The following is a 24,348-nucleotide window of genomic DNA, read 5'->3' as shown; positions in this document are numbered from 1 at the left end:
GGGTTATTCCTTGTCCTTCAATACGTCTGGTACGTAGGCACGGTGGAAACCGTTGTACGACTCGCTGTTGGTCGCCTTATGAATCGGCCAGGCGCGCCCGCCGAGGCTGGCGGCGCCGTCGATGCGCAAGGTGCTGCCGCTGACGAACGCCGCTGCCGGGCTGAGCAGGAAAACAATCGCCGCGCTGACTTCCGATTCGGTGCCGATGCGCTTGAGCGGCACGTGTTCGCGCAACGTCGGAATCGCAGCCTTGAAGGCGCCTTCGTAGGTGTCCATGCCACTGGAGGCAATCCAGCCCGGCGCCACGGCGTTGACCCGCACCCCGGCATGCCCCCATTCGTACGCGGCGGTCTTGGTCAGATTGTCCATGCCCGAACGTGCCGCGCCGGAGTGGCCCATACCGGGCATGCCGCCCCACATGTCGGCGAGCATGTTGACGATGGCGCCGCCGTGCTTGCTCATGGACTGGTTGAACACTTCCCGGGCCATCAGGAAACCGCCCACCAGATTGGTGCGCATCACGGTTTCGAAACCCTTCTGATTGATCGAGGCCAGGGGCGACGGGTACTGCCCGCCCGCATTATTGACCAGGCCATGAATGGGGCCATGCTTGCGAATCAATTCGCTGACCAGGTGCTGCACCGGTTCTTCCTCGCGGATGTCGCAAACCGCCCAATCGGCCTTGCCGCCGTCTTCGACAATCTCTGCCGCAACGGTTTTCAGCTTGTCGGCCTTGCGCCCGACCAGCAGCACATGGGCGCCGAGGGCCGCCAGTTCGTGGGCGGTGCAGCGGCCGATGCCACTGCCACCACCGGTGACGATGATGTTTTGGCCGGCAAACAAATCGGCTTTGAAAATCGAATCGTAGGCCATGGCGGCAATCCTCTAGTTGAACTGGTCGGCGATGCGCTGCGGCACCGGAATCTGGATTTCCAGCAGTTGCTGGGCGAAGGCTTTGCCTTGCGGATCGATGCGCAAGCTGGCGACACCACCGCCGCCGAGGGCGTTTTCCAGCAGGAAATTCAGGCTGTGACTGGCGGGCAAGTACCAGCGTTCGACTCGCCCGTGGATGGGATCGAGGACGTGGCCCATCCAGTCGACGATCACTTCCGGGGTCAAGGCTTCGGCGATCCACGGCAGGAACTCGGGCTCGCGGGCCATGACGCCGATGTTGCTGTGGTTGCCCTTGTCGCCAGAGCGAGCGACCGCCAGTTTGACCAGGGCCACGCTGGCGTCGGCCAGGCCCGTCGGTTTCGGTGGCGCGAGCGGGGCTGGCAGGTCCAGCGGATCGAGCACATCGAGGGCGGGCAGGGCACACCGGTGGCGCTGGCCCATGCAATCAATGTCCAGCGTGCAGGCGGTTTTGTCGATCAGGAACGAGAACAGCCGGATCAGCGGATACACCGTCGGCCGGCCACCGACAATGCCGGTCAGCCCCGGCGCCATGCCGGTGGCGGCCTGGGCAATTTCCCGGGAGAACACGATCAATGCCTGCTTGTCCGGATGGCGTACTGCGAGTTTGATCACCACTTCGCGGCTGTCCTGACGCTGGCCGTGGGGGCCGTAGGTGGCTTCGCTGCCCAGCAACTCGATATTCACGTCGCTGTAGGTTGCCCAGCCGCGCTGGCGGAACATTTCCGAGGTCTTGTTGATGATCGCCGCGCTGACTCGCCGCGCCTTGTCGACGGCGTCGATGCCGGCAATCAGGCAACTGGCGGTGCAGCGAAAACCATCGGGGTAGGTGGCGCTGACCTTGTATTGAGCGGTCGGCGGCAGGCCTTTGGCGCCGTGCACCTGCACCGCGTTCCTGCCTTGTTGCAGCAGTTTGACCTGAGTGAAATCGCACACCACGTCGGGCAGCAGATACGCGCGGGGATCACCGATTTCGTACAGCATCTGTTCGCCCACCGTCAGCGGCGTGACCAGCCCGCCGGTCCCTTCGGGTTTGCTGACGATGAACTGGCTGTCGGCGCTGACTTCGACGATGGGAAAGCCGATGTGTTCGTAGTCGGGGACGTCGCGCCAATCCGTGAAGTTGCCGCCCGTGCACTGGGCACCGCATTCGATGATGTGCCCGGCCAATGCTGCCTGGGCGAGCTTGTCGTAGTCGTGCCACGACCAGCCGAACTCATGCACCAGCGCGGCGCTGACCACCGCACTGTCGACCACGCGCCCGGTGATCACGATGTCCGCCCCCAGACGCAGGGCTTCGACGATGCCGGGTGCACCGAGGTAGGCATTGGTCGAGACACACATCGATGGCAAAGGTGCGCCGCTGAACATTTCATGAATGCCCAGGTTGCCTAGCTGTTTGAATTGCGGCTGCAGATCGTCACCCAGCAGCACGGCAATCTTCAGGGCCACCCCGGCCTTGTCGCAGGCTGCTTGCAGGGCGGCGGCGCAGGCTTGGGGATTGACCCCGCCGGCATTGCTGATGACCCGGATGTTGTGCGCCGCGAGTTGCTGCAGCAAGGGCACGAGGACTTCGATGAAGTCGCCCGCATAGCCGGCCTGGGGATCTTTCATCCGCGCGCCGGCCATGATCGACAGAGTGATCTCGGCCAGGTAGTCGAAGACCAGATAGTCCAGATGCCCGTGTTCCACGAGTTGCGCGGCAGCGGTCGAGGTATCGCCCCAGAAGGCGCTGGCACAACCGATGCGAATTGTTTTAGGCGCAGTCCATTCCATAGCCACCTCCAACCGAAGTGCGTCGACATTACCAAGCAAGCGCTTGGTTTGTAAATGACTTGATTATCTTCTGCCCAAGCGCTTGCTTGGTTGCATCCATGCGCTTAAATTGCCCGCGCAACTCCGGTGTTTTCGGGGGATCGGCGTTATTGATTGATCGACTGTAGGAGAGAATGGGTGGACGAGCAAAAAGCCCTGAGGGTCATGCGTGAGTTGGTCGACGACGGCCAATTGACCGACCCGGACAGCGCCCGTGGCAAGCTGCTGCAAGTGGCGGCCCACCTGTTCCGCAATAAAGGCTATGAACGCACGACCGTGCGCGATCTGGCTGGCGCCGTGGGTATTCAGTCCGGGAGTATTTTCCATCACTTCAAAAGCAAGGACGAAATCCTGCGCGCCGTGATGGAGGAAACCATACGCTACAACACCGCGTTGATGCGTGCGGCCATCGCCGAGGCCGGCAATGTGCGCGAGCGGGTGCTGGCCTTGATCCGGTGTGAATTGCAGTCGATCATGGGCGGCAGCGGCGAGGCCATGGCCGTGCTGGTCTACGAATGGCGCTCGCTGTCCGAAGACGGCCAGGCCAAGGTCCTGGCGCTGCGGGATATCTACGAAGACATCTGGATGCAAGTACTGGGCGAAGCCAAGACCGCCGGTTTTATCCGCGGCGATGTGTTTATCACCCGACGGTTCCTGACCGGCGCATTGTCCTGGACCACCACCTGGTTTCGCGCCGACGGCAACATGAGCCTCGATCAGTTGGCTGATGAAGCGTTGATTCTGGTGCTGGAAGACCGGCAATAAAGTTGTAATGGCCAGCATTAAACTGGCTAACTGGACAAAACCGCCTAGCTTGAATGCATTGATGCTGTTTTATTGGGGAGTGGGGTTGTTTTGATGGATTCGCCGATTCGGACAGCCTCGCAGCTTTTGCTGGCGATGCTTGCAGCGTCAACGGTGATGCCGTCCCAGGCTGCGCAGCTGGTGCGCATTGGTGCCGCGCACTTTCCGCCCTATACCGTGCGCCCGGAATCCGGGGCCGATACCGGGTTGCTGCCGCAACTGGTCGAGGCTCTGAATGCGTCGCAAAGTGACTACCAGTTTGTCCTGGTGCCCACGTCCATTGCCCGGCGCTTCGGTGACTTCAAACAGGGTCGGGTCGACATGGCCATCTTCGAAAATCCGGCCTGGGGGTGGCAAGACATTCCCCATACTGCCGTCGACATGGGGCTGGAAGACGCCGAGATTTTTGTCGCGCAACGCCTGCCCGATCGACAGCAAAGCTATTTTGCCGACCTGAACGGCAAGCGCCTGGCTCTGTTCAGCGGCTATCACTACGAGTTCGCCAACTTCAATGCCGAACCTCAGTACCTCGCGCAAAACTACAACGCCACGCTGACCTATTCCCACGACAGCAATCTGCTGATGGTGTTACGCGACCGGGCCGACATTGCCCTGGTCACGCGCTCTTATCTGTTCGACTACCTGTTACGCAATAAAAAAGTCGCTGACGAGTTGCTGGTGTCCCAGCGCGTTGACCAGATCTATCATCACTACGCCATTCTCCGTCCGACCGCGCCCATCACTGGTGAGGCCTTCGGCAAGTTGTTGCAAGGCTTGCGGGACAACGGCCAGATGCTGAGGATTTTCGATCCGTACAAGATTGCGTTGGTGCCGATCCCGCACAACGAACCGGCGCCACAAGTCGCCAATTGACGGTCTTTTCCTAAATTTCCTGCCATGGCTCACGTCACTTTATTGAACTGTCGACGACTATCGTGAGCCCGACCCATGTCCAACCTGAATGACCTGACTGCCCTGTGTCTGCCGACAGGCAGTCGTCTTGCCGCTGATGAAACGCAAAGCCGTCTGAGCCTCAGGCTGGAAGGGCAGCCGATGCTCACCCTGCGGCTGATTCGTGACCCTGAGTTGCTGGAGAATCCTGAGTTTGTCACCCAAGCGCTGCTGGCATTTTTAGTTGAGTGCAATCCGGCGTAGGGTTTGCGAAAAAGATCGTTCGAACGCGGCCCGAGCCTTCGGACGATCTTTTGATCTTGCTTACTTCGGCCCGAGAATCTTCGCCAGTTTGTCCGGCGACGGCGCGCCTTGCTGCTGTTGCAGATTACCCTTGTCGTCCATGTAGAAAATCGCCGGCGTCGCCTGCAACTCCAGCTCTTCCATCAATTGCATGTTGGCCGCGAATTTTGCCTGGATCGCCGGCGGCACTTCCTTCAAGGCCTTGAGCGAGCTGCCCTTGCCAGCGGCTTCGTGATCCTGCAGGGCTTTTTCCGGGTCTTTGGCCGCGAGCAGTGCAGCGGATTTCCCCGGGCTGTCCTCGCGGATGATGCCCACCATGATGTGGCGCAACTGCACCTTGCCAGCCTTGACCCACGGCCGGGCCTGTTCCCAGAACATGTTGCAGTACGGGCAGTTCGGGTCACTGAACAGGTACACCACGCGCGGCGCATCCTTCTTGCCGTCGCCGATCCAGTTGCTGGTTTCGAACTTGGCCCAGACTTCCTTGGCCATCGGGGCATACACCAGTTTCTGCAAGGGTGCGCTGCTCAGGTCATTGCCCTCGGCGTCATACAGGTTGCCCAGCAACACGTGTTTGCCGTCCGGGGTCAGGTACAGCGCCATGCCGCGGCTCTGGTATTGCGCGGCATAACCGCGCAAGCCGTCGGGGGCGTCGAACTGGCCGACGATTTTCGCGCCCTTGGCCTCGATTTTCTTGATGGCATCGGGCAACTCTTCGGCCTGCACCGATGGCAGGTGCAACAGGGCAGCACCGAGGCACAGGGTCAGCAGGTGGCGGAGGCGGGGCATGGCAATTTCCTTGAAGAGGTGGCGGGTACGGTGTCGAAGTTTTCCAGCGCGCGGGCCAGGCTGGCTTCCGACAACTCGCCCAGATGGCTGCCCAGCAGGCGACCTTCGGAGCTGTAGAACAGCGTAGTCGGCAATGCCATGGAGCCGACGGCCTGGCTCAGGCGCCCGCCACCGTCGAACAGCACGTTGGACAGGCTCAGGCCCTGGGTTTCCAGAAAGGTCGCGACGCTTTGCATGCTTTCCGCCTGATTGACGAACAGGAAGGTCAGGTCTGGCCGGTGTTGCTGGGCGTTTTCCAGTACCGGCATTTCCCGGCGGCACGGCGGGCACCAGGTGGCCCAGAGATTGATCACCAACGGGCCGCCCTTGTAGTCGGCCAGTTGCACGGTTTCGCCGGCGGCGTTGCGCAGGGCGATTTCCGGCAGGCGTGTGCCTTGTTCATAAATCGACAGGGAGAACGTCGCCAACAGCCAGAACGCCAGGCCGCTGGTCACGCCAAAGCCCAATGGGCGGCGCAAACCCGGGCGACGCCAGCCGCGATACAGCGTGGCAAGCAAAACCACAGTCACCCCCGGCCAGGCGAGGAAACCGCCATCGCGCAGGTCGATGATCTGCCACGGATCGTTGCGATAGTGGGCCCAATAGACTGCCACGAAGCTGACCCGGGCCGCCAGCATGCCCAGTAGAAACAGGCTGAACAGTACCGACTCGGGGTTGTCACCGCCACGCTTGGCCACCCGCCAGCCGACAAACGTGGCCAGCGCCAGCGCACTGATCAGCAGCAGATGATTAAGCGCAATGGCAAAGGTGCCGAGGGTGAAGGTCAGCATTAACGGGCGTCTCGGGTGTTGGTCCAGCGTTGCAGGAAAGTATCGGCATCGACCTCCCCAGTGATGCGCTGGCTGCGACGCTCTTCACCGTCAGCGCCAATCCACAGCAGGCTGGGTGGCCCTGGCACTTTGTAACGGCCGAGCAGTTCGCGGCTGGCGGCATTGTCGGCGGTGACGTCCAGTCGGAGCAAGCGCACGTCGCTCAGGGCTTCCATGACATTGGCTTTGCCGAACACCTGTTTTTCCATGACCTTGCACGACACGCACCAGTCGGCATAGTAGTCCAGCAGCACCCACTGGCCCTGAGCCTGCGCGGCGTCGAGTTCCCGTTGCAGTGCCTGCGGATCCTTGATGGTGGTGAAGGCATCGTGGCCAACCGGCACCGCGGCCACTGCCTGGTTCGAGGAGCGGAAGACTTGCAACGGCTTGAACGGATCGTCACTGCCACCGGCCGCACCGATCACCAGCATGCCACCCCACAATCCGAGCAACAACGAACTGGCACCAAACAGGTGCGCGATGCGACCGAAACCTTCCGACTGTTTCCAGGCGCTGTAGGCCGCGATCAACAGCAGCGCACCGCACAAGCCGAGCCACAGGGACTCGTCCAGCACCGGGCGCAGCATCAGCAACGCGGTGGCGAGGAACAGAAAGCCGAAAATGCCTTTGACCAGGTTCATCCAGACGCCGGGTTTGGGCATGAAGCGATTGCCGACGGTCACCAGCAACAGCAGCGGCACGCCGATACCGATGCCCATGGCGAACAGAATCAATCCGCCATGCAACGCGTTACCGCTTTGCGCGATGTAGAGCAGGGCACCGGCCAGCGGTGCGGTCATGCACGGGCCGACCAGCAGGCCGGACAGCGCCCCCAGCACCCCGGCGCCGATCAGATTGCCGCCACGTTGATTGCGCGAAACGTTTTCCAGGCGATCGCGTACGGCCACCGGCAGTTGCAGTTCGAAGTAGCCGAACATCGGCAGCGCCAGCAGCACGAAAATCGCCGCGAAACTGCCCAGCAGCCAGGGGTTCTGCAACCAGGCTTGCAGGTTCGCCCCGAGGGAGGCGGCCAGGACACCCATCGCCGCATACACCAGGGCCATGCTGACCACGTAACTGCTGGCCAGGGCGAATCCGCGTTTGGGCGTGGCGCCGCTGCCGACGATCAACCCGGCCAGGATCGGCAGCATCGGCAATGAACAAGGCGTGAAGGCCAGCAACAGGCCCAGGCCGAAGAACAGCAAAAGGCTCCAGCCCAGCGCCCGATATTGCAGGCTGCTGGCCAGCGCCTGGTCCGGTGCCTCATTGGCCGCACTCTGCGCATTGGCATTGCCCAGGTCCACGACTCTGGTTTGCGGCGGATAACATAAACCGGCATCGGCACAACCCTGGTAGCTGACCTTGACCGTGCCGCTGGCACCCGCCGGAATCTTCAGTTCCAGGCCCTGACGGTAGACTTGCTGTTCACCGAAAAACTCGTCGCTGTGGGCTTCACCTTCCGGCAACGCGGGATGCTGCCCGACAGGCAATCCGTCGAACTTCAAGCGTTTCTGGTACAGGTAATAGCCGTCGGTGATCTGCCAATAGAGCTGGGTTTCACCGGATTCCAGACGTTCGGAGGTAAACGTGAATGCTTTATCAACCGGGAGAAATTCAGGTTTGGTGTCGAACGGATTGGTTCCCGCCTGGGCCAGGCCCGCGATCAAGAGGGTAAAAAGTAAAAACAGACGATGCATGGATAAGCCTTTGCCCTGTGCTAATGAGGTGCACAGTGGCGGGTGGCGATTAACCGATGATTAACCGCCCCGGCCTTGTGGCGGTGGCGCTTGCGGCATAATGTCGACTTAATCGGTCAATGGCTTAATAGGCTTTATTTCTACGAGGCTCCCCATGCACGTACTGGTTTGCGAAGACGATGAACTGATCGCCAGCGGTATCGTCGCCGGTCTGACCGCCCAGGGTCTGACCGTGGAGCACGTCGCCACGGCGTCCGCCGCCCGGGCGATGCTCAAGGTGGCGGAGTTCGATGTCATGGTGCTCGATCTCGGGTTGCCGGACGAAGATGGCCTCAAGCTTCTGCAGCAGTTGCGCCATCAAGGCCTGGAGTTGCCGGTTTTGATCCTCACCGCCCGAGACTCGGTCACCGACCGCGTCGATGGCCTGCAAGCCGGCGCGGACGACTATCTGCTCAAGCCGTTCGACTTGCGTGAACTCGCTGCACGCTTGCACACGCTGTTGCGGCGGGTGGCGGGGCGCAGCGTCAACCTGATCGAACACGGAGCCCTGACCTACGACCCGAGCAGCCGCGAAACCACGCTCGCGGGACAGCCGGTGGACCTGTCGCGCCGCGAACAGTCGCTGCTGCAAGCCTTGTTGCACAACCGTGGGCGGGTGCTGTCCACCGAGCAACTCAAGGACAGCGTCTATGGCTTCAACGACGAACTGGAAAGCAACGCCCTCAACGTCCATATCCATCACCTGCGGCGTAAACTCGGCAACGGCATTGTCGAGACCGTGCGCGGCCTGGGCTATCGCCTGGGGCCGGCTGATGGCGGAGAAGAATCAAAGTGATGAGTCTGCGTTTGCGCCTGAGCCTGACGCTCGGCGCCGCATTTGCCTTGATCTGGGCCCTGGCCGCGGCCTGGATGCTCAGTGATCTGCGCAATCAAATGATGTTTTCCCTCGACCAGCGCCTGGTGGCGTCGGCACGCATGGTCGCCGGCCTGATGGAGCAACTGCCGCCTGTGCCGAGCAAGGGTGAGGGCACCCATTTCAGCGCCGAACAACTGAACATTCCGGGTGGCATGGCGTGCCAGGTCAGCTCATTGCGCGGTGAAATCCTCGCCCGTAGTCACACCGATCCGCAGCAGGCCCTGGAGGCCGAGAAACTCGGTTTTCACGATCAGATGATCGACGGCGCGCCATGGCGCAGCTTCACCTTGGCCCGGGGCGATCTGCGCATCACCACCGCCGACCGGCAGATCGAGCGCGAGGCGTTGAACATGTCGATCCTGCTGGCCGCTTCGGTGCCGGTGGGCGTGGCGCTACTCGGTTGCCTGTGTTTGCTCTGGCTGGGCATCGGCCAGGGGCTGGCGCCGCTCAACCGCATGCGCGACGCCTTGATGCGCCGCAGTGCCGACTCCCTCGAACCCTTGCAGATCCAGCCGCTACCCAGCGAGCTGCAACCCTTGCTGGAAACCCAGAACCAGTTGCTCCAGCGCATCGGCAAGACCATCGAGCGCGAACGTCGCCTGACCGGAGACGCGGCCCACGAACTGCGCAGCCCGCTGACCGCGATCAAGACTCACCTGCAAGTGGCGCGGATGACTGACGGCAGCGCCCGGGATCAGTCCCTGGCCCGGGCCGAAGAGGGCGCCGACCGCATGCACCGGACCCTCGAACAATTGCTGTTGCTGGCGCGCGTCGAGGGCAGTCTGTCGTTTGACGACGGTGTGCAATGCAACGCCGAGCAAGTGGCGAAACTGGCGATCCAGGACGCTGCAAGCGGCGATCGCCAGCGCATCAGGTTTCAGGCACCGGGCAAGGTTTCCGCCGCGCCGGTACAAATGCCCGCCGTGCTGTCGATTGCCGCGCTGCGCAACCTGCTCGACAACGCACTGCGCCATACCCCCGCCGACAAAGCGGTGGAGTTGAGCCTGGAAACCACCGGCAATCGTGTGCAGTTCTTGGTGCGCGACCATGGGCCGGGGATTGCCGAAGAAGACCTGCAACACCTGACCCAGCGTTTCTGGCGCAACGGCCAGAGCACCGGTTGTGGTCTGGGGCTGGCGATTGTCCAGGCCATCGTCCAGCGTTGCGGTTGCACGTTGCATTTCGATAGCCGGCCGGACGGCTTGCGGGTTGAGCTGACGATGCCGCTGCAACCCGTCTGAAAAACACCACATACCACTGTAGGAGCGAGCTCGCTCGCGATGGTCGATAACGATAACGCGTGCTTTCTGAATGCACGCGGTGTTCTTGAGTCCATCGCGAGCAGAGCTCGCTCCTACAGAGGTTTCCGTGTTACCGCCTAAATCCCTCAAGCGCTGATGCGTTTCCAGAACAGGAAAACCTTATTGAGGGGGCGAGAGATGTCAGTCGCTACCAGCCTTATCGAACAGCAGTCGGCGACGCCCGCCAAGACGCTTTATCAATTCAACGAATCTGGGCAAATGGCGCAAAACCTTCCTCGGCGAGAGCCTCGGGAGTCGGCGACGTTTGCTGTTCCTGGCGCAGCAGGTGGATCTCGTCCAGCGTCACCCGCAAATCGGCGTAGATACCTTGTTCGGATGCACTGAGGTCACGGCGCGCATCCAGTTGATGGCTGCCGACGTTGCTCACCTCATGGGGTTCACCACGCCAGAGCACCACCGAGCCGGCCACCGCCAAAATCATCAGGCACAGCAGCAGAACGTAGAGGGTTTCGTGACCGGCCCCGGCCGGGCGCACGACTTGGGTCGTTGGAGTGCTCATGSTGCCTCGATGTCCGCTTGGTCGATTTCCACGACGTGACCGGGGCCGGCGTCAAACAACACATAGAACTCGGCGCCGGGCTTCTTGAAGGTCAGGGTCGAATCAGGCCCGAGCTTGCCCGGCACCAGAATGGTTTCGTCATAGCCGATCACATCGAGAGTCACGCCCGGAGCGCCGCTGCCGTCGGAAAAACCGCCGGTGCACTTGATCTGCTCCGCGTCGATGGCCTTGCATTCGCATATCGGGTTGTGGGCCAGGGCGCTGGCGCTGAAACCGGCGCAGAGCAACAGCAACAGGGCGTTGAGCGAGCGAAGAGGGTTGATCATGGTTTGCCTCCTTGTTTGTTCAACCAGGCGATGGTGGCGGGGGAGGCCTGGCTCAAAGGAATGGATGCCTGATGCATGGCGCCGTCCCAGCCTTCCATGGTGATCCACAGTTCGGCGTCGGCCGTGGTCTTTTCCGGGACGGGCAGTGAAGCGCCCATGCGGTATGGTGTGCCGAAGAAAATCACCCCGGCGGCGCGCAGACTGCGGGGCTTGCCGATGCGCAGGTAAGTGGCCTTGACCCGTCCGATACAGGCTTCGCACAGCGCGGCGTTGAAGCCCTTCATGTAACCGGCCGGGTCATCGAGCATGGGTGCGGCGTTACGCAACTCCGCCAGGCGCAGGCTCCAGGGACCGACCTGGACTTCGCCGACTTCCCGTTCGCCCAGGCCACTGTCGCCCCGCATCAGCGACTCGTCGGCGAAATACTTGGGCATGAAGCCCAAGGGAATCAGCAGCAACAGGACATTCAGGTGAAAGCGCCATTTGTGCCAGAACATGCTCAGGCGCGAGGGTTGTGAGGCCGCAGTGACTTTGCTCACAGGTTGATCTCCGACGGTTCATTGTTCGTGACCGGTTGCGCAGTGGAACCACGCGGTTTCTTGTTGCTGCGCTTGAAGGCATTGGCCGTGGCCAGTGCCGTGCGCTTGGTCCAGATCAGCAAACCGCTGAGCACCATCATGCTCAGCAGCAGGCCGAAGAACGCCCAGATCAGCTTGATCCACAGTCCGCCGAAATCACCGGTGTGCAGCGGGCGCATGGACTCGGTGACGAACTCCAGGGTCGAACGGTCGGAAATCAGGCGCGAGGCGGCGACTTCGCCGTTGTACGGGTTGAGGGTCGCGGTCTGGAACATCAACGGATACCAACCGCGTCCACCGACATCCAGATGGCTGTAGGCATTGCCCGGCAGGCTGACGAAACTGGCCTCCAGTCCGGAGATTTCCTGCGTGGCGATTTCAATCGCACGATCAAGGTCGATACGCGGCGGGGGTGAGCCATCGGCTGACAGCGGCACCGCTTCGCGGGACATCGCCGGGATAATCTTTTCCGTGGAAATGGAAATCTGGTTATCGGACAGCAGTGCCTGGATCAGGAACCAGGTGCCGGTGATGGAAATCACCGCGATGAACCAGATCGACCAGATGCCGCTCAAGCGATGAAAGTCGCCCCAGAAAATCCGCGCGCCGTGGCGAATGCGCAGGGTCGGGCGGAAAAAACCATTCCAGAAGCGTTTGTAGACCACCAGCCCGGTGACCAGAGACGCCAGCAATGGCAAGCCGAGAAACGACACCAGGTACCAGCCCCAGCTATAGCCATTGGTAAAAGGCACCAGCCACCAAGCGTGCAGGGCGCGGGTGAAGGCGCGGAAGTTGAATTGCGGCGCGACACCCTGGATCACGCCGCTGTACGGATTGACATAAATCACCACCGAGCGCCCGTCGGGGTAGCTGACTTCGACATCCAGGGCGAAGTGCGATTCGTCGGGGCGGCTGATGCTCTGCACCACGGTCTGCGGTTCGGCCCTGTTGATGGCCTCGATGACCTGCTGATAGCTGAGCAGCGGAGCATCGTCCGAGGGCTGGCTGGCGCGCATTGGCGGGTTGGCCAGCCAGACGATTTCCTGGCTGATGACGGCCAGGGTTCCGGTCACACAGACGATCAGCACGAAAAACCAGATTGGCAGCGCCAGCCAGCTATGGACCAGGAACCAGATTTTTGAACGGGACTTCTTTGACATGTTGGAGGTCTTGCCTGGATGAGAGGCTACTCGGCTGCGGGCTTCGCAGGGATGAGCGCCCTGAAAGTCCAGTCGTGGTTTTTGCCTACGCGACAGGACTGCATCTAGGTAGGACGGATGAGCAGGGGAAATCCCGAAAGGGGAAATGAAAGAAAATGTTTCGCATTGCCGACAGGTCAGGGGCGGGCATGCTTGCGCAAGTGATCAGCAAGTCGGCGGTGCTGTTGAAGGCGGGGCCCCTGTGGGAGCGAGCCTGCTCGCGAAGAGGCCCGCTCCAGCACCAGGGATTTCAACCCTGGGCAAACATCTCCTTCGCCCGTTGCTCGATCTGCTCCTGGGTCAGGTCTTCCTTGTGCGTGGCCAGGAACCACAGGTGCCCGTAGGGATCTTTCAAGGTCCCTGAACGGTCGCCGTAAAACTGATCCTTGACCTCCGATACAACGGTTGCGCCGGCATCGATCGCCTGTTTGTAGGACTTGTCGACATCCGTCACGTACAAATGCAGACCCACCGACGGCGAATTGTCCGGGTTGCTCAGCGGCCCTTGATCGCACGGTGTGCCCAGCATGATCGGGCAATCGCCGATGCGCAGTTCGGCGTGGCCGACACCGCCATCGGGCATGTTCAGGCGCATGACTTCAATGGCGCCGAAGGCTTTTTTGTAGAAAGCGATGGCTTCGGCGGCTTTGTTGATGCCCAGGTAGGGGGTGATGCTGTGATACCCCTCTGGAATGGGTTTGACGCTCATGATGGATCTCCCTGTTCTTGTAGTGTGAATGGAAAGTGCCTGTGCCGTTGTACGACCGAATAAATATAGGCCAGCCTCTTTCGCCTCACCGATTGCCCGACGAGCAGCAGCGCCATACAAGTGCCATCAAGTCGGGTCCAGCCAATGCGCCCCCGGCCCGCGTTCTCCCAGCGCATCGACAATGATCGCCATTTCTTGATAGCCACTATTGAAAGCGTTGATTTCTGCTGCCCGGGAGGCGCGGGTAGCCTGTGTTCATTGCCTCGAACCCAGTCGCCAGGACGCCAGAAATGAAACCGATGATCGCTACGATGCTGATGCTCGCCGTCTCCGTACTCGCCGGATGTGCCAGCCATGTCTCCCCCGAGCTTCGCCCTTACACGGCTGAAGAAAGCAAGGAACTGGCGCTGGAAGCGCTGAACCGCCGTGGACTGTCCTTCGACGAATACCACGCGAAAAAAGCCGAACTGCTCGGCCAGCCGCAAAAGTCGTTCAACTTCGACAACCAGGGTGAAATGAACGCCGGGCGATCTGTACAGCTCCACGGTCGTCCAAGCTGAGGCGAAACTGTACTGCTCCAAGTTTCGCGTAACTGTCCATGGGTTTTGTCCAGGGTGTGCGATAGGGTCAACACCTGAACGCCCCTGACGGACTGCCACCCATGACGCTCTCTCTCGACCTGCTGCTGGGCTTCGCCCTGTTTGCCCTCGTCACCTCGATCACACCCGGCCCGAACAACACCATGTTGCTGGCATCCGGGGTGAACTTCGGCTTCAACCGCACGATTCCGCACATGCTCGGCATCACTTGTGGCTTCTTTGTACTCGTGGTGGCGGTCGGTTTTGGCCTTGGCGCGGTGTTCCAGACTTACCCTTTGCTCTACACCGTGCTGCGTTATGCGGGGGCGGCGTATTTGCTGTATCTGGCGTGGAAAATCGCCCATTCGGGGCCCATGTCGGAGAGTCAGCAGGGCGAGGCGAAACCGATCAGCTATCTGGGTGCCGCCGCGTTCCAGTGGGTCAATCCCAAAGCCTGGATCATGGCCATTGGCGCCATCAGCACCTACACACCGATGCAGGGTTACTTCACCAATGTGATCGTGATCGCGGCTGTCTTTGCGATCATCAACCTGCCGAGTGTCGGTGTCTGGGCCGCTTGCGGCACGCTGTTGCGCAACGTTCTGAAGGATCGTCGCTGGCTGCGCCTGTTCAATTGGGGCATGGCCGCGCTGCTCGTGGGTTCGCTGTATCCGCTGTTGCTCGAAAGCTTTAGCTGACGCATTGCTTCAACCGCTTGCCCGATGCCTGTTAAGCTGACTTTTCAGGAGCGTTCCTACGCACTTTTAAATGAAGTAATTCTTCTTTAACGGCATCCGATCAGGTATTGGTAGCGTTCTGAAAACAGCGCGCAGCTCACAAGGCTGCGCTTTGCCGTTTGCAGTCACGAGCTTCCTGATCCCGGAACACGCTCTGCGAGTCTTTTATGAATAAACGTCCGTTGTATTTCGATTACGCCGCCACCACGCCGGTGGATGAGCGGGTCATCAAGGTGATGGTCGAGTGTCTGGGCTTTACCGGCAATTTCGGCAACCCGGCCTCCAGCTCCCACGTCTTCGGCCAGCAGGCCCGGCAATCGGTCGAACAGGCGCGATGCCAGGTCGCCGAACTGGTCGGCGCGACGCCCGGGCAGATCGTCTGGACCTCCGGCGCCACCGAATCCAACAACCTCGCGCTCAAAGGCGTGGCCCAGGCCCGCGGCACTGGCGGCGGTCATATCATCACCAGCCAGATCGAACACAAGGCCATTCTCGATACCGCCAGGCAACTGCAGGAGGCCGGCGTAGCCGTGACCTATCTGGTGCCGGACGCCGAGGGCCTGATCACCGCGCAAGCGGTCAGCGAAGCCATGCGCGAGGACACCTTCCTGGTGTCGCTGATGCTGGTCAACAACGAACTGGGCACCCTCAACGACATTCCCGCCATCGGTCAGGTCGTGCGTGATCGCGGGGCGTTGTTCCATGTCGACGCCGCACAGGGCGCGGGCAAAGTGGCGATCGATCTCGGGCAGTGGCCGGTGGACCTGATGTCGTTTTCCGCGCACAAGCTCTATGGCCCCAAAGGCATTGGTGCGTTGTACGTCGGTCCGCGTGCACAACAGCGTTTGCAGGCGCAGATCCATGGCGGCGGGCATGAGGGCGGTTTGCGTTCCGGCACGCTGGCGACCCATCAGATCGTGGCCATGGGCGCAGCCTTTGCACTGGCGGCGGCTGCGTTCGATGAAGAGAAAGCCACCATCGTGCGTTTGCGTGAACGCTTGCTCGAGCAATTGCAAAGTGTTCCCGGCGTGCGCCTGAACGGCAGCCCGACCCGGCGCATTCCCCATACCCTGAGCCTGACCTTCAGCGAAGGCGAGTTCAACCCGGCGGCGTTGCTGGCCTCGATCGCGTTTTCCGCGACCTCGGCCTGCAATTCCGCGAGCAATACCCCATCCCATGTACTGCTGGCCCTGGGGCATGATGCCCGTTCGGCCAGTCGCACCATCCGCTTGAGCCTCGGGCGTTTCACCACCGAGCAGGACATCGACCAGGCGGTTCAACTGATCAAGGCAGCCTGCGCCAGTGCTCCGGCATTCTGGCAATAAGGCGACGAAGCGCCGGCGCTGATCGGCACCCAACAATAATGATGAAGTGGTTAGCAGGAGACACGATGAATACGCAGCTTTCGATCAATGGATCGGTGCCTCAGCGCCTGGCGCAAACCCGCGAATTGATGAGCCGGGAGGGCATTCACGCCTTGCTGGTGCCGTCGGCCGACCCGCACTTGTCCGAATACCTGCCGGGCTACTGGCAGGGGCGTCAGTGGTTGTCGGGTTTCCATGGTTCGGTCGGCACCCTGATCGTGACCCCGGATTTTGCCGGCGTCTGGGCCGACAGCCGTTATTGGGAGCAGGCGACCAAGGAGCTCAAGGGCAGCGGCATTGATCTGGTCAAGCTGCAACCGGGTCAGCCCGGGCCACTGGAATGGCTGGCCGAGCAAACCCCCGAGGGGGGCGTTGTCGCGGTCGATGGCGCGGTCATGGCCGTGGCTTCGGCACGGACCCTGGGCAGCAAACTTGAAGAGCGTGGCGCCCGTCTGCGCACCGACATCGACCTGCTGAGCGGAGTCTGGAACGACCGCCCTGTCCTGCCGAACGAACCGATCTATCAGCACTTGCCACCACAGGCGACCGTCAGCCGTGGCGAAAAACTCGCCAAACTGCGTGAAACCCTTCAGGCGCGGGGGGCCGACTGGCATTTCATCGCCACCCTGGATGACATCGCCTGGCTGTTCAACCTGCGTGGCGGCGACGTGTCGTTCAACCCGGTGTTTGTTTCATTCGCCTTGATCAATCAGCAACAGGCCACGCTGTTCGTTGCCTTGAGCAAAGTCAGCGCCGAGTTGCGCGCCATCCTCGAACAGGACGGCGTGACCTTGCGCGATTACAGCGAAGTCTCTGCCGCACTGCGTGCCGTACCGAGCGGTGCGAGCCTGCAAGTCGACCCGGCGCGGGTCACGGCGGGGTTGCTGGACAACCTCGACAGCGGAGTGAGGCTGATCGAAGGCCTGAACCCGACGACCCTGGCCAAATCGCAAAAAAGCCTGGCCGATGCCGAACACATCCGTCAGGCCATGGAACAGGACGGCGCAGCGCTGTGCGAATTCTTCGCCTGGCTGGACTTGGCGCTGGGGCGCGAGCGCATCACCGAACTGACCATCGACGAAAAACTCACCGCCGCCCGTGAGCGCCGTCCGGATTATGTGTCGCTGAGTTTCAACACCATCGCCGCGTTCAACGCCAATGGCGCGATGCCGCACTACCACGCCACCGAAGAGGAACACGCGGTGATCGAAGGGGACGGCCTGCTGCTGATCGACTCCGGCGGCCAGTACCTGGGCGGCACCACTGACATCACGCGGATGGTTGCGGTGGGCACACCGACCGATGAGCAAAAGCGCGATTGCACCCGCGTGCTCAAGGGCGTGATTGCCTTGTCCCGCGCGCAGTTCCCTAAAGGCATCCTGTCGCCGCTGCTCGATGCCATCGCCCGTGCGCCCATCTGGGCGGAAAGTGTCGACTACGGTCACGGCACCGGTCATGGCGTCGGTTACTTCCTGAACGTCCACGAAGGTCCGCAAGTCATCGCTTATCAGGCCGCGCCTGCACCGCAAACTGCGATGCAACCCGGCATGATCACGTCCATTGAACCGGGCACCTATCGTCCGGGTCGTTGGGGGGTGCGGATCGAAAACCTGGCGATGAACCGTGAGGCGGGCAAGAGCGAATTCGGCGAGTTCCTGAAGTTCGAAACGCTGACCCTGTGCCCGATCGACACACGTTGCCTGGAAACATCGTTGCTGTCGGACGAGGAAAAACAGTGGTTCAACGCCTACCACGCCGAAGTGCGTGAGCGTCTGAGTCCGTTGGTCGAGGGGGTTGCACTTGAGTGGCTGAACACTCGCACTACGGCTATCTGATCGGGTACAGCTACTGGTTCCTGTGTAGCTATTTGTTTATGTGCAGCTCAGGCGCTTTTTCCAGCGCCTGAGCCATATAGTCGACAAAGGCTTTGACCCTGGCGGATTGGCGACGATTCGCCAGGGATACGGCATAAATTGGCAGCGACAACGTACTGTAGTCCTGCAAAATCGCGCTCACCCGGCCGGCGCTCAGGTCTTCGCTGAATAGCCACACCGGTGACAGCGCAATCCCCAATCCCCCCAGCACCATTTCGCGGATCGCCTCGGAATTGTTGCTCTGCGCATTGCCCTTGATCCGCACTTCGTGGCGTTGGGCGTCTTTTGTGTACACCCACAGGTTTTGACTGCTCAGCAGGTTGAACATCAGGCAGTTGTGCCTGCCCAGTTCCTGCGGTGTTTGCGGTTGGCCGTTTTGCCTGAGGTAGTCAGGTGATGCGACGGTCACACGGTGGGTACTGCCGACATGGCGAGCGATCAGGCCACTGTCGTTCAGGGCACCGATCCGGAATGTGACGTCCAGCCCTTCGCCGACCAGATCCAGGTTTTGATCGCTCAGTTGCAGGTCTATCTGTACGTCAGGGTAGTGTTTGAGAAAGTCCGGCAACCGGGGTGCGATCTGCAGGCGCCCGAAACTCACCGACGAGCCGATTTTCAGAGGTCCGGCGACCCTTTCCCGACCGGACTGGAAGCTATGTTCTGCCGCATCCACGGCGGCGAGGATGGTCCGGCATTCGTTGTAATAGCGCTGACCTTCGTCCGTCAGGGATAGCTTGCGGGTGCTGCGGGCAATCAGCTTTCCGCCCAATCGGGTTTCCAGTGCTTGCAATACTTTGCTGATGGTCGGCTGGCTGGTCTGCAACTCCCGGGCAACGGCGGAAAAACTGCCCCGTTCGACCACCCGCACGAAAATCGCCATTGCATTGAGTTTGTCCACGGGATTCCTCATTGATGCTGTATCGGCATGATCACTATAGCGATATGGCGTCTTATCGGAATGAATAGGGCGAGGCAAGATTGATCCTGTATTCACTTCTGATGGGACATGGCGAAATGACTGACTCACTGAATATGCGCGCTCTGATGGTCGACTCGGCCAATGCGCCATTACGTTTGGTTTGCGTTGCACGGCCGGTGCCGCAGGCGGGGCAGGTATTGGTCAGGATCCGGGCCAGCGGTGTGAATCCGCTGGATGGAAAAATCCGCTCCGGGCAGGCGACCCATGCGGGGCAACCATTGCCGGCAATAGTGGGAATGGATCTGGCCGGGACCGTAGCGGCGTTGGGGGAGGGCGTCAGTGGCTGGCTGCCGGGGGATGAGGTGTACGCCATGGCCACCGGTATTGGTGGTATTCAAGGCTCATTGGCCGAATACGCGGCGGTCGATGCACGGCTGTTGGCACGTAAACCGCGCAACTTGAGCATGCGTGAGGCTGCCGGATTGCCGCTGGTGCTGATCACCGCTTGGGAAGGTCTGGTCGACCGGGCTCGCGTTCGGCTCGGGCAGAAGGTATTGATCCATGGTGGCGCCGGTGGTGTTGGCCATGTCGCGGTGCAAATCGCCCGCGCTTTTGGCGCAGAAGTTTTTGCTACGGGCTCTGCCGGGCAGCAGTCGATTATCGAAGGGTTCGGCGCGACGTTTATCGATTACCGCAAGTCTTCGGTTGAAGACTATGTGGCGGAGCATACGGCCGGTGAGGGCTTCGACATTGTCTATGACACAGTGGGGGGTGAAACGCTGGATGCGTCATTCAAGGCGGCACGGATGTATCACGGTCATGTGCTCAGTTGCCTGGGGTGGGGGCAGCACAGCCTGGCACCGCTTTCCTTTCGCGGGGCGACTTACTCCGGTGTCTTCACTTTGCTGCCGCTCCTGACCGGCAAGGGGCGTGAGCATCACGGCGAGATTCTGCACGAGGCGGCGCAGTTGATTGAGGCGGGCAAGCTCGCGCCATTGCTTGACCCGCACTCGTTCACGCTGGAATCCGCAGAAGACGCCCATGTACTGCTCTTGTCAGGAGCGGCAAAGGGGCGGTTGGTGGTCGAGATTTAACCCAGGGCCTCGAGTACGAAGTCCAGTCGATCCTGGCCGAAGTACAGCTGGTTATCGACAAACATGCTCGGCGCACCAAACACTCCTCGCTGCACGGCTTTTTCGGTGTTGTCCTTGAGCAGGGCTTTGACTTCCTCATCGGCGGTCAGGGCCAGCACCTCTTGTGGATCGAATCCGTTTTCGCTCAATACTGCCGCGACGGTTGCCGGTTCATCCAGGCTGCGACCGTCGACCCAAATGGCGTTGAACAGGCAGTCGATGAAGGCGGCAAAGCGTTCAGGGTGGCGCAACTGCATGCCTGTCACGGCGCGCATGAGCATCAAGGTGTTGATTGGGAAGTGCGGATTGAATTTCAGGGGCACGCCGTAGCGTTTGGCGTAGCGGTCCAGATCCTGAAACATGTAGCGGCCCTTGGCCGGGACAGTCGCCGGAGAGGCGTTGCCGGTGGCTTTGAACACTCCGCCCAGCAAGAACGGAATGTAGATCAACCGGGTATCAGTCTGTGCGCAAATTTTCGGTAGCTGGGTATAGGCCAGATAGGTGGCGGGGCTGCCGAGGTCGAAGTAGAACTCCACGGTTTTGCTCATGGTCAAGGCGCTCGTCTTGTTGTTTTTTTTGGGGAATTACCAGCGTTCGCTCCAGGGGCGAAGGTCCAGCTCGAAGGTCCAGGCATCGCGGGGCTGGCTGTGCAGGTACCAGTAATTTTCGGCGATATGCTCGGGATTCAGGATGCCATCCTGATCCTTGGTGGCATATTTTTCCGGGAAGCTTTCACGGATGAAGTCGGTATCGATGGCGCCGTCGACGACGACATGGGCAACGTGAATATTCATGGGGCCGAGCTCTCGGGCCATGCTTTGCGCCAGTGCACGAATGCCGTGCTTGGCACCCGCAAATGCGGCGAACCCGGCAGCGCCACGCATGCCTGCGGTGGCGCCGGTGAACAGGATCGTACCCCGCTGGCGCCTGGCCATGCGCTTGGCCACTTCACGCGCGTTGAGGAAGCCGGAAAAACAGGCCATTTCCCAAATCTTGAAATACTTGCGGGCGGTTTCTTCGAGAATGCTGCACGGCACGTTGGCGCCGATGTTGAAGACAAATGCCTCGATGGGGCCGATCTCGCTTTCGATCCGCTCGACCAGCGCGATCACGTCTTCCTCCTTGCGTGCATCGCAGGCAAAACCGTGGGCCTCGCCACCATCGGCCTTGATGGCATCCACCAGTGGCTGGAGCTTGTCCGCACTGCGGCGGGTGACGCAGGCGACAAGACCCTCTTGGGCAAAACGCTTGGCAATGGCGCCGCCCGTGGCATCACCTGCACCGACAACCAGTACGACCTTCTTGTTATTCATGGGTAGATCCCTTTTGGTAAACGATCGTTAGCTAAACGAACGTTATGCTACGATTCGACAAGCGTCAAGGTGATCAACCTCGGGAGAAGGACAATGCGTTATTCGGCCAGTCACAAGCTGGAAACCAGGCAAAGGCTGCTGGAAAGCAGCGCGGTATCGGCCAAGAAGTCGGGATTTTCAACGGTGGGCGTGGATGGCCTGATGAAGGCGATTGGCTTGAGTGGCGGTGCTTTCTACAGCCACTTCTCGTCGAAAGACGAGTTGTTCGCAACCATTGTTGAACGTGAGTTGGGTCAAAGTCTGGCGCGACTGGGGGAAGGGCAGGATCGTGACAAGCTTGAGCGCTGCTTGAAACAGTACCTGAGCATGTCTCACGTCGAGAATCCGGAAACCGGTTGTGCATTACCGGCATTGGGGGCGGAAATTGCCCGTTCCGACCTGACAGTCCGCCAACAGGCAGAGCACTGGATTTGTCGGCTTCAGGAAAGTTGGGCAGGTGTTTTGCAAAGCGACAGCCTGGCGTGGGCGATTCTGTCGCAATGTATTGGCGCGCTGGTCGTGGCGCGTATGCTCGCTAGCCCGGATATCCAGCGCACAGTGCTGAAGTCCAGCTACGAGGAAATCGGCCGTCAGATCGCAAGTCCGAGAACCTGACGCGACGACCTTGCCTATTTGCAGATGACGATCATGCTGCGGCTGGTATAACCCGCAGGATTGAGGCCAAAAGGATAGTCGCCGGGCTCTTCCACGGCATCTCCCGACTTGGCAATGACCTTGTATCCCTTGGGTGCGCAGGAGTTGGCGGCGCTGGCGTAGCACTTGTCCCAGGATGAAGACAATCCGGAGCAGTTGATGTGTAGCCCTTTCTTGCCGTGCTTGATCTGTGTTTCCGAGGTCGCTGCGCAGCCTGCAATTGCAAGTACGGCGACCAGTATCAAAATTCGTTTCATTACTGTCCTTTTAGCGTCCCCGGATCTTGTGCCCGGGTCTGGCTGCATTCGCTTTCGCTTGACGCGTACCGATATCCCTATCTGGATTTGTCCATGGCATGACCTTGGGTTGCGGGGCTAAACATGGCCTAGTTGAGCGGTAAATACCAGACCCGTGTCATCTCCGCTCTCAATCTGCCGCTACTGCTGGCCTGGCGGCAGTGCTCATGGTCATGGTTGCGCCGACGGAGGCCAGGATGATGCACAGGATTGCCATCCACTGCGACAGTGAGAGGTATTCATGCAGGAACAGCAAGCCCGATAACGCACCGAAGGCAGGCTCAATGCTCATCAATGTGCCGAAGGTTCTGGCCGGCATGCGGGTCAGAGCGACCATCTCCAGGGTGTAGGGGAGGGCAGTGGACAAGACGGCGACGCCAAGGGCCACGGGGATCAGTGACGGGGTCAGCAATGCGGAGCCGGCATGGACAATACCGATAGGGGCTACAAAAAGCGCGGCGATCATTACCCCCAGTGCGGCGGTTTGCACGCCATTATCGGCCCCGGCCTTTTGGCCAAACAGAATGTACAGTGCCCAGCAGATCCCTGCACCCAAGGCATAACCGGCGCCTACCAGATCGATTCCTGCGGTCGCTTCTCCTGTTGGTATCAGTAACAGCAAGCCGACGGCAGCCAGGGCGATCCACAAAAAGTCGATAGCGCGACGCGAGGCGTAGATCGCCACGGCCAGTGGGCCGGTGAATTCAAGAGCCACCGCGATGCCCAGCGGGACGGTTTGCAATGACATATAGAAGAGGAAGTTCATGCCGCCCAGCGCCATCCCGTAGACGATGACGGTGCGCAGGGATCTTGCGGTGAATTTTGCCCGCCATGGACGCAGTATCAGCATCATGATCACGCTGGCAAAAATCAGTCGTAATGTTGTCGTCCCCTGAGGGCCAACAACGGAGAACATGCTTTTGGCCAGGGAGGCTCCGGACTGGATCGATGCCATGGCTATGAGCAGCAGTCCAACCGAGAACAGGGTAGAGGCCAGGCTGCGAGGCTGATCATTCATTACGTGGCATCGTCCGAAATATAGGAATCAAGGGTATTTCTTTTTGTGTTGGGCAATATACTGCGCATTCCCCGCAGGCGCGTCTATATATATGCAGTGTTTTTGTACATGTCGGTAGAAAGCCAGAATCAGTGCTTGACGGCAGATTCTGGAGGCCTATAATTCGCCCCACTTCCGGCGCAGTCGAAACGGAAAACTCTTTGGTAAACAATGAGTTATGCAGTTTTCGGCAGCAGGTTGCTTCAGGTCATCGAAGCCAAAAGGGAGTTGAAAAAGAGGTGTTGACAGCAGCGTGTAACGCTGTAGAATTCGCCTCCCGCTGAWGAGAGATCTGAAGCGCAAGTGGTTGAAGTTGAAAAGGAAACTTGGAAARCTTCTGAAAATAATCACTTGACAGCAAATGAGGCTGCTGTAGAATGCGCGCCTCGGTTGAGACGAAAGMTCTTAACCAACCGCTCTTTAACAACTGAATCAAGCAATTCGTGTGGGTGCTTGTGGAGTCAGACTGCTAGTCAACAGATTATCAGCATCACAAGTTACTCCGCGAGAAATCAAAGATGTAACCAAYGATTGCTGAGCCAAGTTTAGGGTTTTCTCAAAACCCAAAGATGTTTGAACTGAAGAGTTTGATCATGGCTCAGATTGAACGCTGGCGGCAGGCCTAACACATGCAAGTCGAGCGGATGACAGGAGCTTGCTCCTGAATTCAGCGGCGGACGGGTGAGTAATGCCTAGGAATCTGCCTGGTAGTGGGGGACAACGTTTCGAAAGGAACGCTAATACCGCATACGTCC

The 24,348-nt window shown here is 60.2% G+C and carries 24 protein-coding genes, 1 rRNA gene and 2 pseudogenes; 12 read left to right on the top strand and 15 right to left on the bottom strand.

Annotation, left to right across the window (positions count from 1 at the left end; all coding sequences use genetic code 11):
* Positions 1–3: 3 nt before the first annotated feature.
* Both AC1DXW_RS25225 and AC1DXW_RS25220 read right to left on the bottom strand, forming a co-directional pair.
* On the bottom strand, positions 4–873 hold the full coding sequence (locus AC1DXW_RS25225; RefSeq protein WP_477754966.1) for an SDR family oxidoreductase: 870 nt from the start codon (positions 871–873) through the stop codon (positions 4–6).
* Positions 874–885: 12 nt separating this feature from the next.
* Positions 886–2,688 (bottom strand): acyclic terpene utilization AtuA family protein, encoded by a 1,803-nt coding sequence (locus AC1DXW_RS25220; RefSeq protein WP_477754967.1) that lies wholly within the window; start codon positions 2,686–2,688, stop codon positions 886–888.
* A 177-nt stretch (positions 2,689–2,865) separates the two neighbouring features.
* On the opposite strand from AC1DXW_RS25220, the gene AC1DXW_RS25215 reads away from it, so the two are divergent.
* The 3 genes and pseudogenes from AC1DXW_RS25215 to AC1DXW_RS25205 form a co-directional block, all read left to right on the top strand.
* Positions 2,866–3,492, top strand: coding sequence for a TetR/AcrR family transcriptional regulator (locus tag AC1DXW_RS25215; RefSeq protein WP_477760589.1), 627 nt, complete (start codon positions 2,866–2,868; stop codon positions 3,490–3,492).
* 93 nt (positions 3,493–3,585) lie between these two features.
* Positions 3,586–4,404: a substrate-binding periplasmic protein gene (locus AC1DXW_RS25210; RefSeq protein ID WP_477760588.1), complete on the top strand. Its 819-nt coding sequence runs from the start codon at positions 3,586–3,588 to the stop codon at positions 4,402–4,404.
* Positions 4,405–4,479: 75 nt separating this feature from the next.
* Positions 4,480–4,620: pseudogene (locus AC1DXW_RS25205) on the top strand (GNAT family N-acetyltransferase); the annotation flags it as partial.
* 126 nt (positions 4,621–4,746) lie between these two features.
* On the opposite strand, the gene dsbG reads toward AC1DXW_RS25205, so the two are convergent.
* From dsbG to dsbD, 3 genes are read right to left on the bottom strand one after another with little or no spacing between them, the layout of a single operon-like run.
* Positions 4,747–5,514 carry a thiol:disulfide interchange protein DsbG gene (gene dsbG / locus AC1DXW_RS25200; protein WP_477756476.1) on the bottom strand — a complete coding sequence of 256 codons (768 nt, stop codon included), beginning with the start codon at positions 5,512–5,514 and terminating at the stop codon, positions 4,747–4,749.
* Entirely contained in the window at positions 5,490–6,344 is an 855-nt protein-coding gene (locus tag AC1DXW_RS25195) for a TlpA family protein disulfide reductase (protein WP_477756475.1), read from the bottom strand. Before AC1DXW_RS25195 ends, dsbG begins: the two co-directional genes overlap by 25 nt.
* Positions 6,344–8,080 carry a protein-disulfide reductase DsbD gene (gene dsbD / locus AC1DXW_RS25190; RefSeq protein ID WP_477760587.1) on the bottom strand — a complete coding sequence of 579 codons (1,737 nt, stop codon included), beginning with the start codon at positions 8,078–8,080 and terminating at the stop codon, positions 6,344–6,346. Before dsbD ends, AC1DXW_RS25195 begins: the two co-directional genes overlap by 1 nt.
* A 154-nt stretch (positions 8,081–8,234) precedes the next feature.
* On the opposite strand from dsbD, the gene AC1DXW_RS25185 reads away from it, so the two are divergent.
* Positions 8,235–8,915, top strand: coding sequence for a response regulator (locus AC1DXW_RS25185; RefSeq protein WP_008020398.1), 681 nt, complete (start codon positions 8,235–8,237; stop codon positions 8,913–8,915).
* Positions 8,912–10,237: an ATP-binding protein gene (locus AC1DXW_RS25180; protein WP_477756041.1), complete on the top strand. Its 1,326-nt coding sequence runs from the start codon at positions 8,912–8,914 to the stop codon at positions 10,235–10,237. The genes AC1DXW_RS25185 and AC1DXW_RS25180 overlap by 4 nt, the downstream gene beginning before the upstream one ends.
* Positions 10,238–10,508: 271 nt before the next feature.
* Here the strand turns inward: AC1DXW_RS25180 and AC1DXW_RS25175 are convergent.
* From AC1DXW_RS25175 to AC1DXW_RS25155, 5 genes and pseudogenes are all read right to left on the bottom strand, one after another.
* A pseudogene (locus AC1DXW_RS25175) lies at positions 10,509–10,817 on the bottom strand (DUF6162 family protein); the annotation flags it as partial.
* Positions 10,814–11,143 (bottom strand): hypothetical protein, encoded by a 330-nt coding sequence (locus AC1DXW_RS25170; protein ID WP_477760586.1) that lies wholly within the window; start codon positions 11,141–11,143, stop codon positions 10,814–10,816. The pseudogene AC1DXW_RS25175 and the gene AC1DXW_RS25170, both read right to left, overlap by 4 nt.
* Positions 11,140–11,682, bottom strand: a complete 543-nt coding sequence (locus AC1DXW_RS25165) for a thiamine pyrophosphate-binding protein (RefSeq protein ID WP_477756043.1) — start codon at positions 11,680–11,682, stop codon at positions 11,140–11,142. Before AC1DXW_RS25165 ends, AC1DXW_RS25170 begins: the two co-directional genes overlap by 4 nt.
* Positions 11,679–12,881, bottom strand: coding sequence for a PepSY-associated TM helix domain-containing protein (locus AC1DXW_RS25160; RefSeq protein WP_477760585.1), 1,203 nt, complete (start codon positions 12,879–12,881; stop codon positions 11,679–11,681). The genes AC1DXW_RS25165 and AC1DXW_RS25160 overlap by 4 nt, the downstream gene beginning before the upstream one ends.
* A gap of 289 nt (positions 12,882–13,170) precedes the next feature.
* The gene (locus AC1DXW_RS25155) at positions 13,171–13,629 is read right to left on the bottom strand and encodes a VOC family protein (protein ID WP_477756045.1); all 459 of its coding nucleotides are present in this window, start codon (positions 13,627–13,629) and stop codon (positions 13,171–13,173) included.
* 290 nt (positions 13,630–13,919) lie between these two features.
* Here AC1DXW_RS25155 and AC1DXW_RS25150 point away from each other — a divergent pair, with 290 nt between their 5' ends.
* The 4 genes from AC1DXW_RS25150 (at position 13,920) to AC1DXW_RS25135 (ending at position 18,143) form a co-directional block, all read left to right on the top strand.
* Complete coding sequence (locus AC1DXW_RS25150) at positions 13,920–14,189, top strand: hypothetical protein (protein WP_477756046.1); 270 nt, start codon at positions 13,920–13,922, stop codon at positions 14,187–14,189.
* 101 nt (positions 14,190–14,290) lie between these two features.
* Positions 14,291–14,905, top strand: coding sequence for a LysE family translocator (locus AC1DXW_RS25145; RefSeq protein WP_008054246.1), 615 nt, complete (start codon positions 14,291–14,293; stop codon positions 14,903–14,905).
* Between the two features lie 206 nt (positions 14,906–15,111).
* Positions 15,112–16,269, top strand: a complete 1,158-nt coding sequence (locus tag AC1DXW_RS25140; protein ID WP_477756672.1) for a cysteine desulfurase family protein — start codon at positions 15,112–15,114, stop codon at positions 16,267–16,269.
* A 65-nt stretch (positions 16,270–16,334) separates the two neighbouring features.
* On the top strand, positions 16,335–18,143 hold the full coding sequence (locus tag AC1DXW_RS25135) for an aminopeptidase P family protein (protein WP_477760584.1): 1,809 nt from the start codon (positions 16,335–16,337) through the stop codon (positions 18,141–18,143).
* A 28-nt stretch (positions 18,144–18,171) separates the two neighbouring features.
* Here the strand turns inward: AC1DXW_RS25135 and AC1DXW_RS25130 are convergent, their stop codons facing one another.
* Positions 18,172–19,092: a LysR family transcriptional regulator gene (locus AC1DXW_RS25130; protein WP_477756940.1), complete on the bottom strand. Its 921-nt coding sequence runs from the start codon at positions 19,090–19,092 to the stop codon at positions 18,172–18,174.
* A 104-nt stretch (positions 19,093–19,196) separates the two neighbouring features.
* On the opposite strand from AC1DXW_RS25130, the gene AC1DXW_RS25125 reads away from it, so the two are divergent.
* Positions 19,197–20,195 (top strand): zinc-dependent alcohol dehydrogenase family protein, encoded by a 999-nt coding sequence (locus AC1DXW_RS25125; protein WP_477760583.1) that lies wholly within the window; start codon positions 19,197–19,199, stop codon positions 20,193–20,195.
* On the opposite strand, the gene AC1DXW_RS25120 is transcribed toward AC1DXW_RS25125, so the two are convergent.
* Positions 20,192–20,782 carry a 2-hydroxychromene-2-carboxylate isomerase gene (locus AC1DXW_RS25120; protein ID WP_477756616.1) on the bottom strand — a complete coding sequence of 197 codons (591 nt, stop codon included), beginning with the start codon at positions 20,780–20,782 and terminating at the stop codon, positions 20,192–20,194. The genes AC1DXW_RS25125 and AC1DXW_RS25120 overlap by 4 nt on opposite strands.
* 36 nt (positions 20,783–20,818) lie before the next feature.
* A complete protein-coding gene (locus tag AC1DXW_RS25115) occupies positions 20,819–21,547 on the bottom strand; it encodes an SDR family oxidoreductase (RefSeq protein ID WP_477756615.1) in 729 nt (242 codons plus the stop codon).
* A gap of 93 nt (positions 21,548–21,640) precedes the next feature.
* Here AC1DXW_RS25115 and AC1DXW_RS25110 point away from each other — a divergent pair, with 93 nt between their 5' ends.
* On the top strand, positions 21,641–22,201 hold the full coding sequence (locus AC1DXW_RS25110; protein WP_477760582.1) for a TetR/AcrR family transcriptional regulator: 561 nt from the start codon (positions 21,641–21,643) through the stop codon (positions 22,199–22,201).
* A 14-nt stretch (positions 22,202–22,215) separates the two neighbouring features.
* Here AC1DXW_RS25110 and AC1DXW_RS25105 read toward each other — a convergent pair whose 3' ends face one another.
* Both AC1DXW_RS25105 and rhtA read right to left on the bottom strand, forming a co-directional pair.
* Entirely contained in the window at positions 22,216–22,497 is a 282-nt protein-coding gene (locus tag AC1DXW_RS25105; protein ID WP_477756613.1) for a hypothetical protein, read from the bottom strand.
* Positions 22,498–22,666: 169 nt separating this feature from the next.
* The gene (gene rhtA, locus AC1DXW_RS25100; RefSeq protein WP_477760581.1) at positions 22,667–23,554 is read right to left on the bottom strand and encodes a threonine/homoserine exporter RhtA; all 888 of its coding nucleotides are present in this window, start codon (positions 23,552–23,554) and stop codon (positions 22,667–22,669) included.
* A 614-nt stretch (positions 23,555–24,168) separates the two neighbouring features.
* On the opposite strand from rhtA, the gene AC1DXW_RS25095 reads away from it, so the two are divergent.
* Positions 24,169–24,348 (top strand): 16S ribosomal RNA (locus tag AC1DXW_RS25095); the annotation flags it as partial.

The sequence above is a fragment of the Pseudomonas sp. P4_C4 genome, assembly GCF_056402055.1.
The sequence above is the reverse complement of the archived record's forward strand: the minus strand, read 5'-3'. Positions and strand labels throughout refer to the sequence as shown.

What these genes read in the sequence shown, in the direction of transcription:
- rhtA (WP_477760581.1), bottom strand. Translation starts at nt 23,554, where the DNA reads ATGAATGATCAGCCTCGCAGCCTGGCCTCTACCCTGTTCTCGGTTGGA.
- AC1DXW_RS25220 (WP_477754967.1), bottom strand. Translation starts at nt 2,688, where the DNA reads ATGGAATGGACTGCGCCTAAAACAATTCGCATCGGTTGTGCCAGCGCC.
- dsbD (WP_477760587.1), bottom strand. Translation starts at nt 8,080, where the DNA reads ATGCATCGTCTGTTTTTACTTTTTACCCTCTTGATCGCGGGCCTGGCC.
- AC1DXW_RS25210 (WP_477760588.1), top strand. Translation starts at nt 3,586, where the DNA reads ATGGATTCGCCGATTCGGACAGCCTCGCAGCTTTTGCTGGCGATGCTT.
- AC1DXW_RS25160 (WP_477760585.1), bottom strand. Translation starts at nt 12,881, where the DNA reads ATGTCAAAGAAGTCCCGTTCAAAAATCTGGTTCCTGGTCCATAGCTGG.
- AC1DXW_RS25145 (WP_008054246.1), top strand. Translation starts at nt 14,291, where the DNA reads ATGACGCTCTCTCTCGACCTGCTGCTGGGCTTCGCCCTGTTTGCCCTC.
- AC1DXW_RS25155 (WP_477756045.1), bottom strand. Translation starts at nt 13,629, where the DNA reads ATGAGCGTCAAACCCATTCCAGAGGGGTATCACAGCATCACCCCCTAC.
- AC1DXW_RS25225 (WP_477754966.1), bottom strand. Translation starts at nt 873, where the DNA reads ATGGCCTACGATTCGATTTTCAAAGCCGATTTGTTTGCCGGCCAAAAC.
- AC1DXW_RS25125 (WP_477760583.1), top strand. Translation starts at nt 19,197, where the DNA reads ATGACTGACTCACTGAATATGCGCGCTCTGATGGTCGACTCGGCCAAT.
- AC1DXW_RS25130 (WP_477756940.1), bottom strand. Translation starts at nt 19,092, where the DNA reads ATGAGGAATCCCGTGGACAAACTCAATGCAATGGCGATTTTCGTGCGG.
- AC1DXW_RS25150 (WP_477756046.1), top strand. Translation starts at nt 13,920, where the DNA reads ATGAAACCGATGATCGCTACGATGCTGATGCTCGCCGTCTCCGTACTC.
- AC1DXW_RS25140 (WP_477756672.1), top strand. Translation starts at nt 15,112, where the DNA reads ATGAATAAACGTCCGTTGTATTTCGATTACGCCGCCACCACGCCGGTG.
- dsbG (WP_477756476.1), bottom strand. Translation starts at nt 5,514, where the DNA reads ATGCCCCGCCTCCGCCACCTGCTGACCCTGTGCCTCGGTGCTGCCCTG.
- AC1DXW_RS25195 (WP_477756475.1), bottom strand. Translation starts at nt 6,344, where the DNA reads ATGCTGACCTTCACCCTCGGCACCTTTGCCATTGCGCTTAATCATCTG.
- AC1DXW_RS25115 (WP_477756615.1), bottom strand. Translation starts at nt 21,547, where the DNA reads ATGAATAACAAGAAGGTCGTACTGGTTGTCGGTGCAGGTGATGCCACG.
- AC1DXW_RS25120 (WP_477756616.1), bottom strand. Translation starts at nt 20,782, where the DNA reads ATGAGCAAAACCGTGGAGTTCTACTTCGACCTCGGCAGCCCCGCCACC.
- AC1DXW_RS25110 (WP_477760582.1), top strand. Translation starts at nt 21,641, where the DNA reads ATGCGTTATTCGGCCAGTCACAAGCTGGAAACCAGGCAAAGGCTGCTG.
- AC1DXW_RS25135 (WP_477760584.1), top strand. Translation starts at nt 16,335, where the DNA reads ATGAATACGCAGCTTTCGATCAATGGATCGGTGCCTCAGCGCCTGGCG.
- AC1DXW_RS25105 (WP_477756613.1), bottom strand. Translation starts at nt 22,497, where the DNA reads ATGAAACGAATTTTGATACTGGTCGCCGTACTTGCAATTGCAGGCTGC.
- AC1DXW_RS25185 (WP_008020398.1), top strand. Translation starts at nt 8,235, where the DNA reads ATGCACGTACTGGTTTGCGAAGACGATGAACTGATCGCCAGCGGTATC.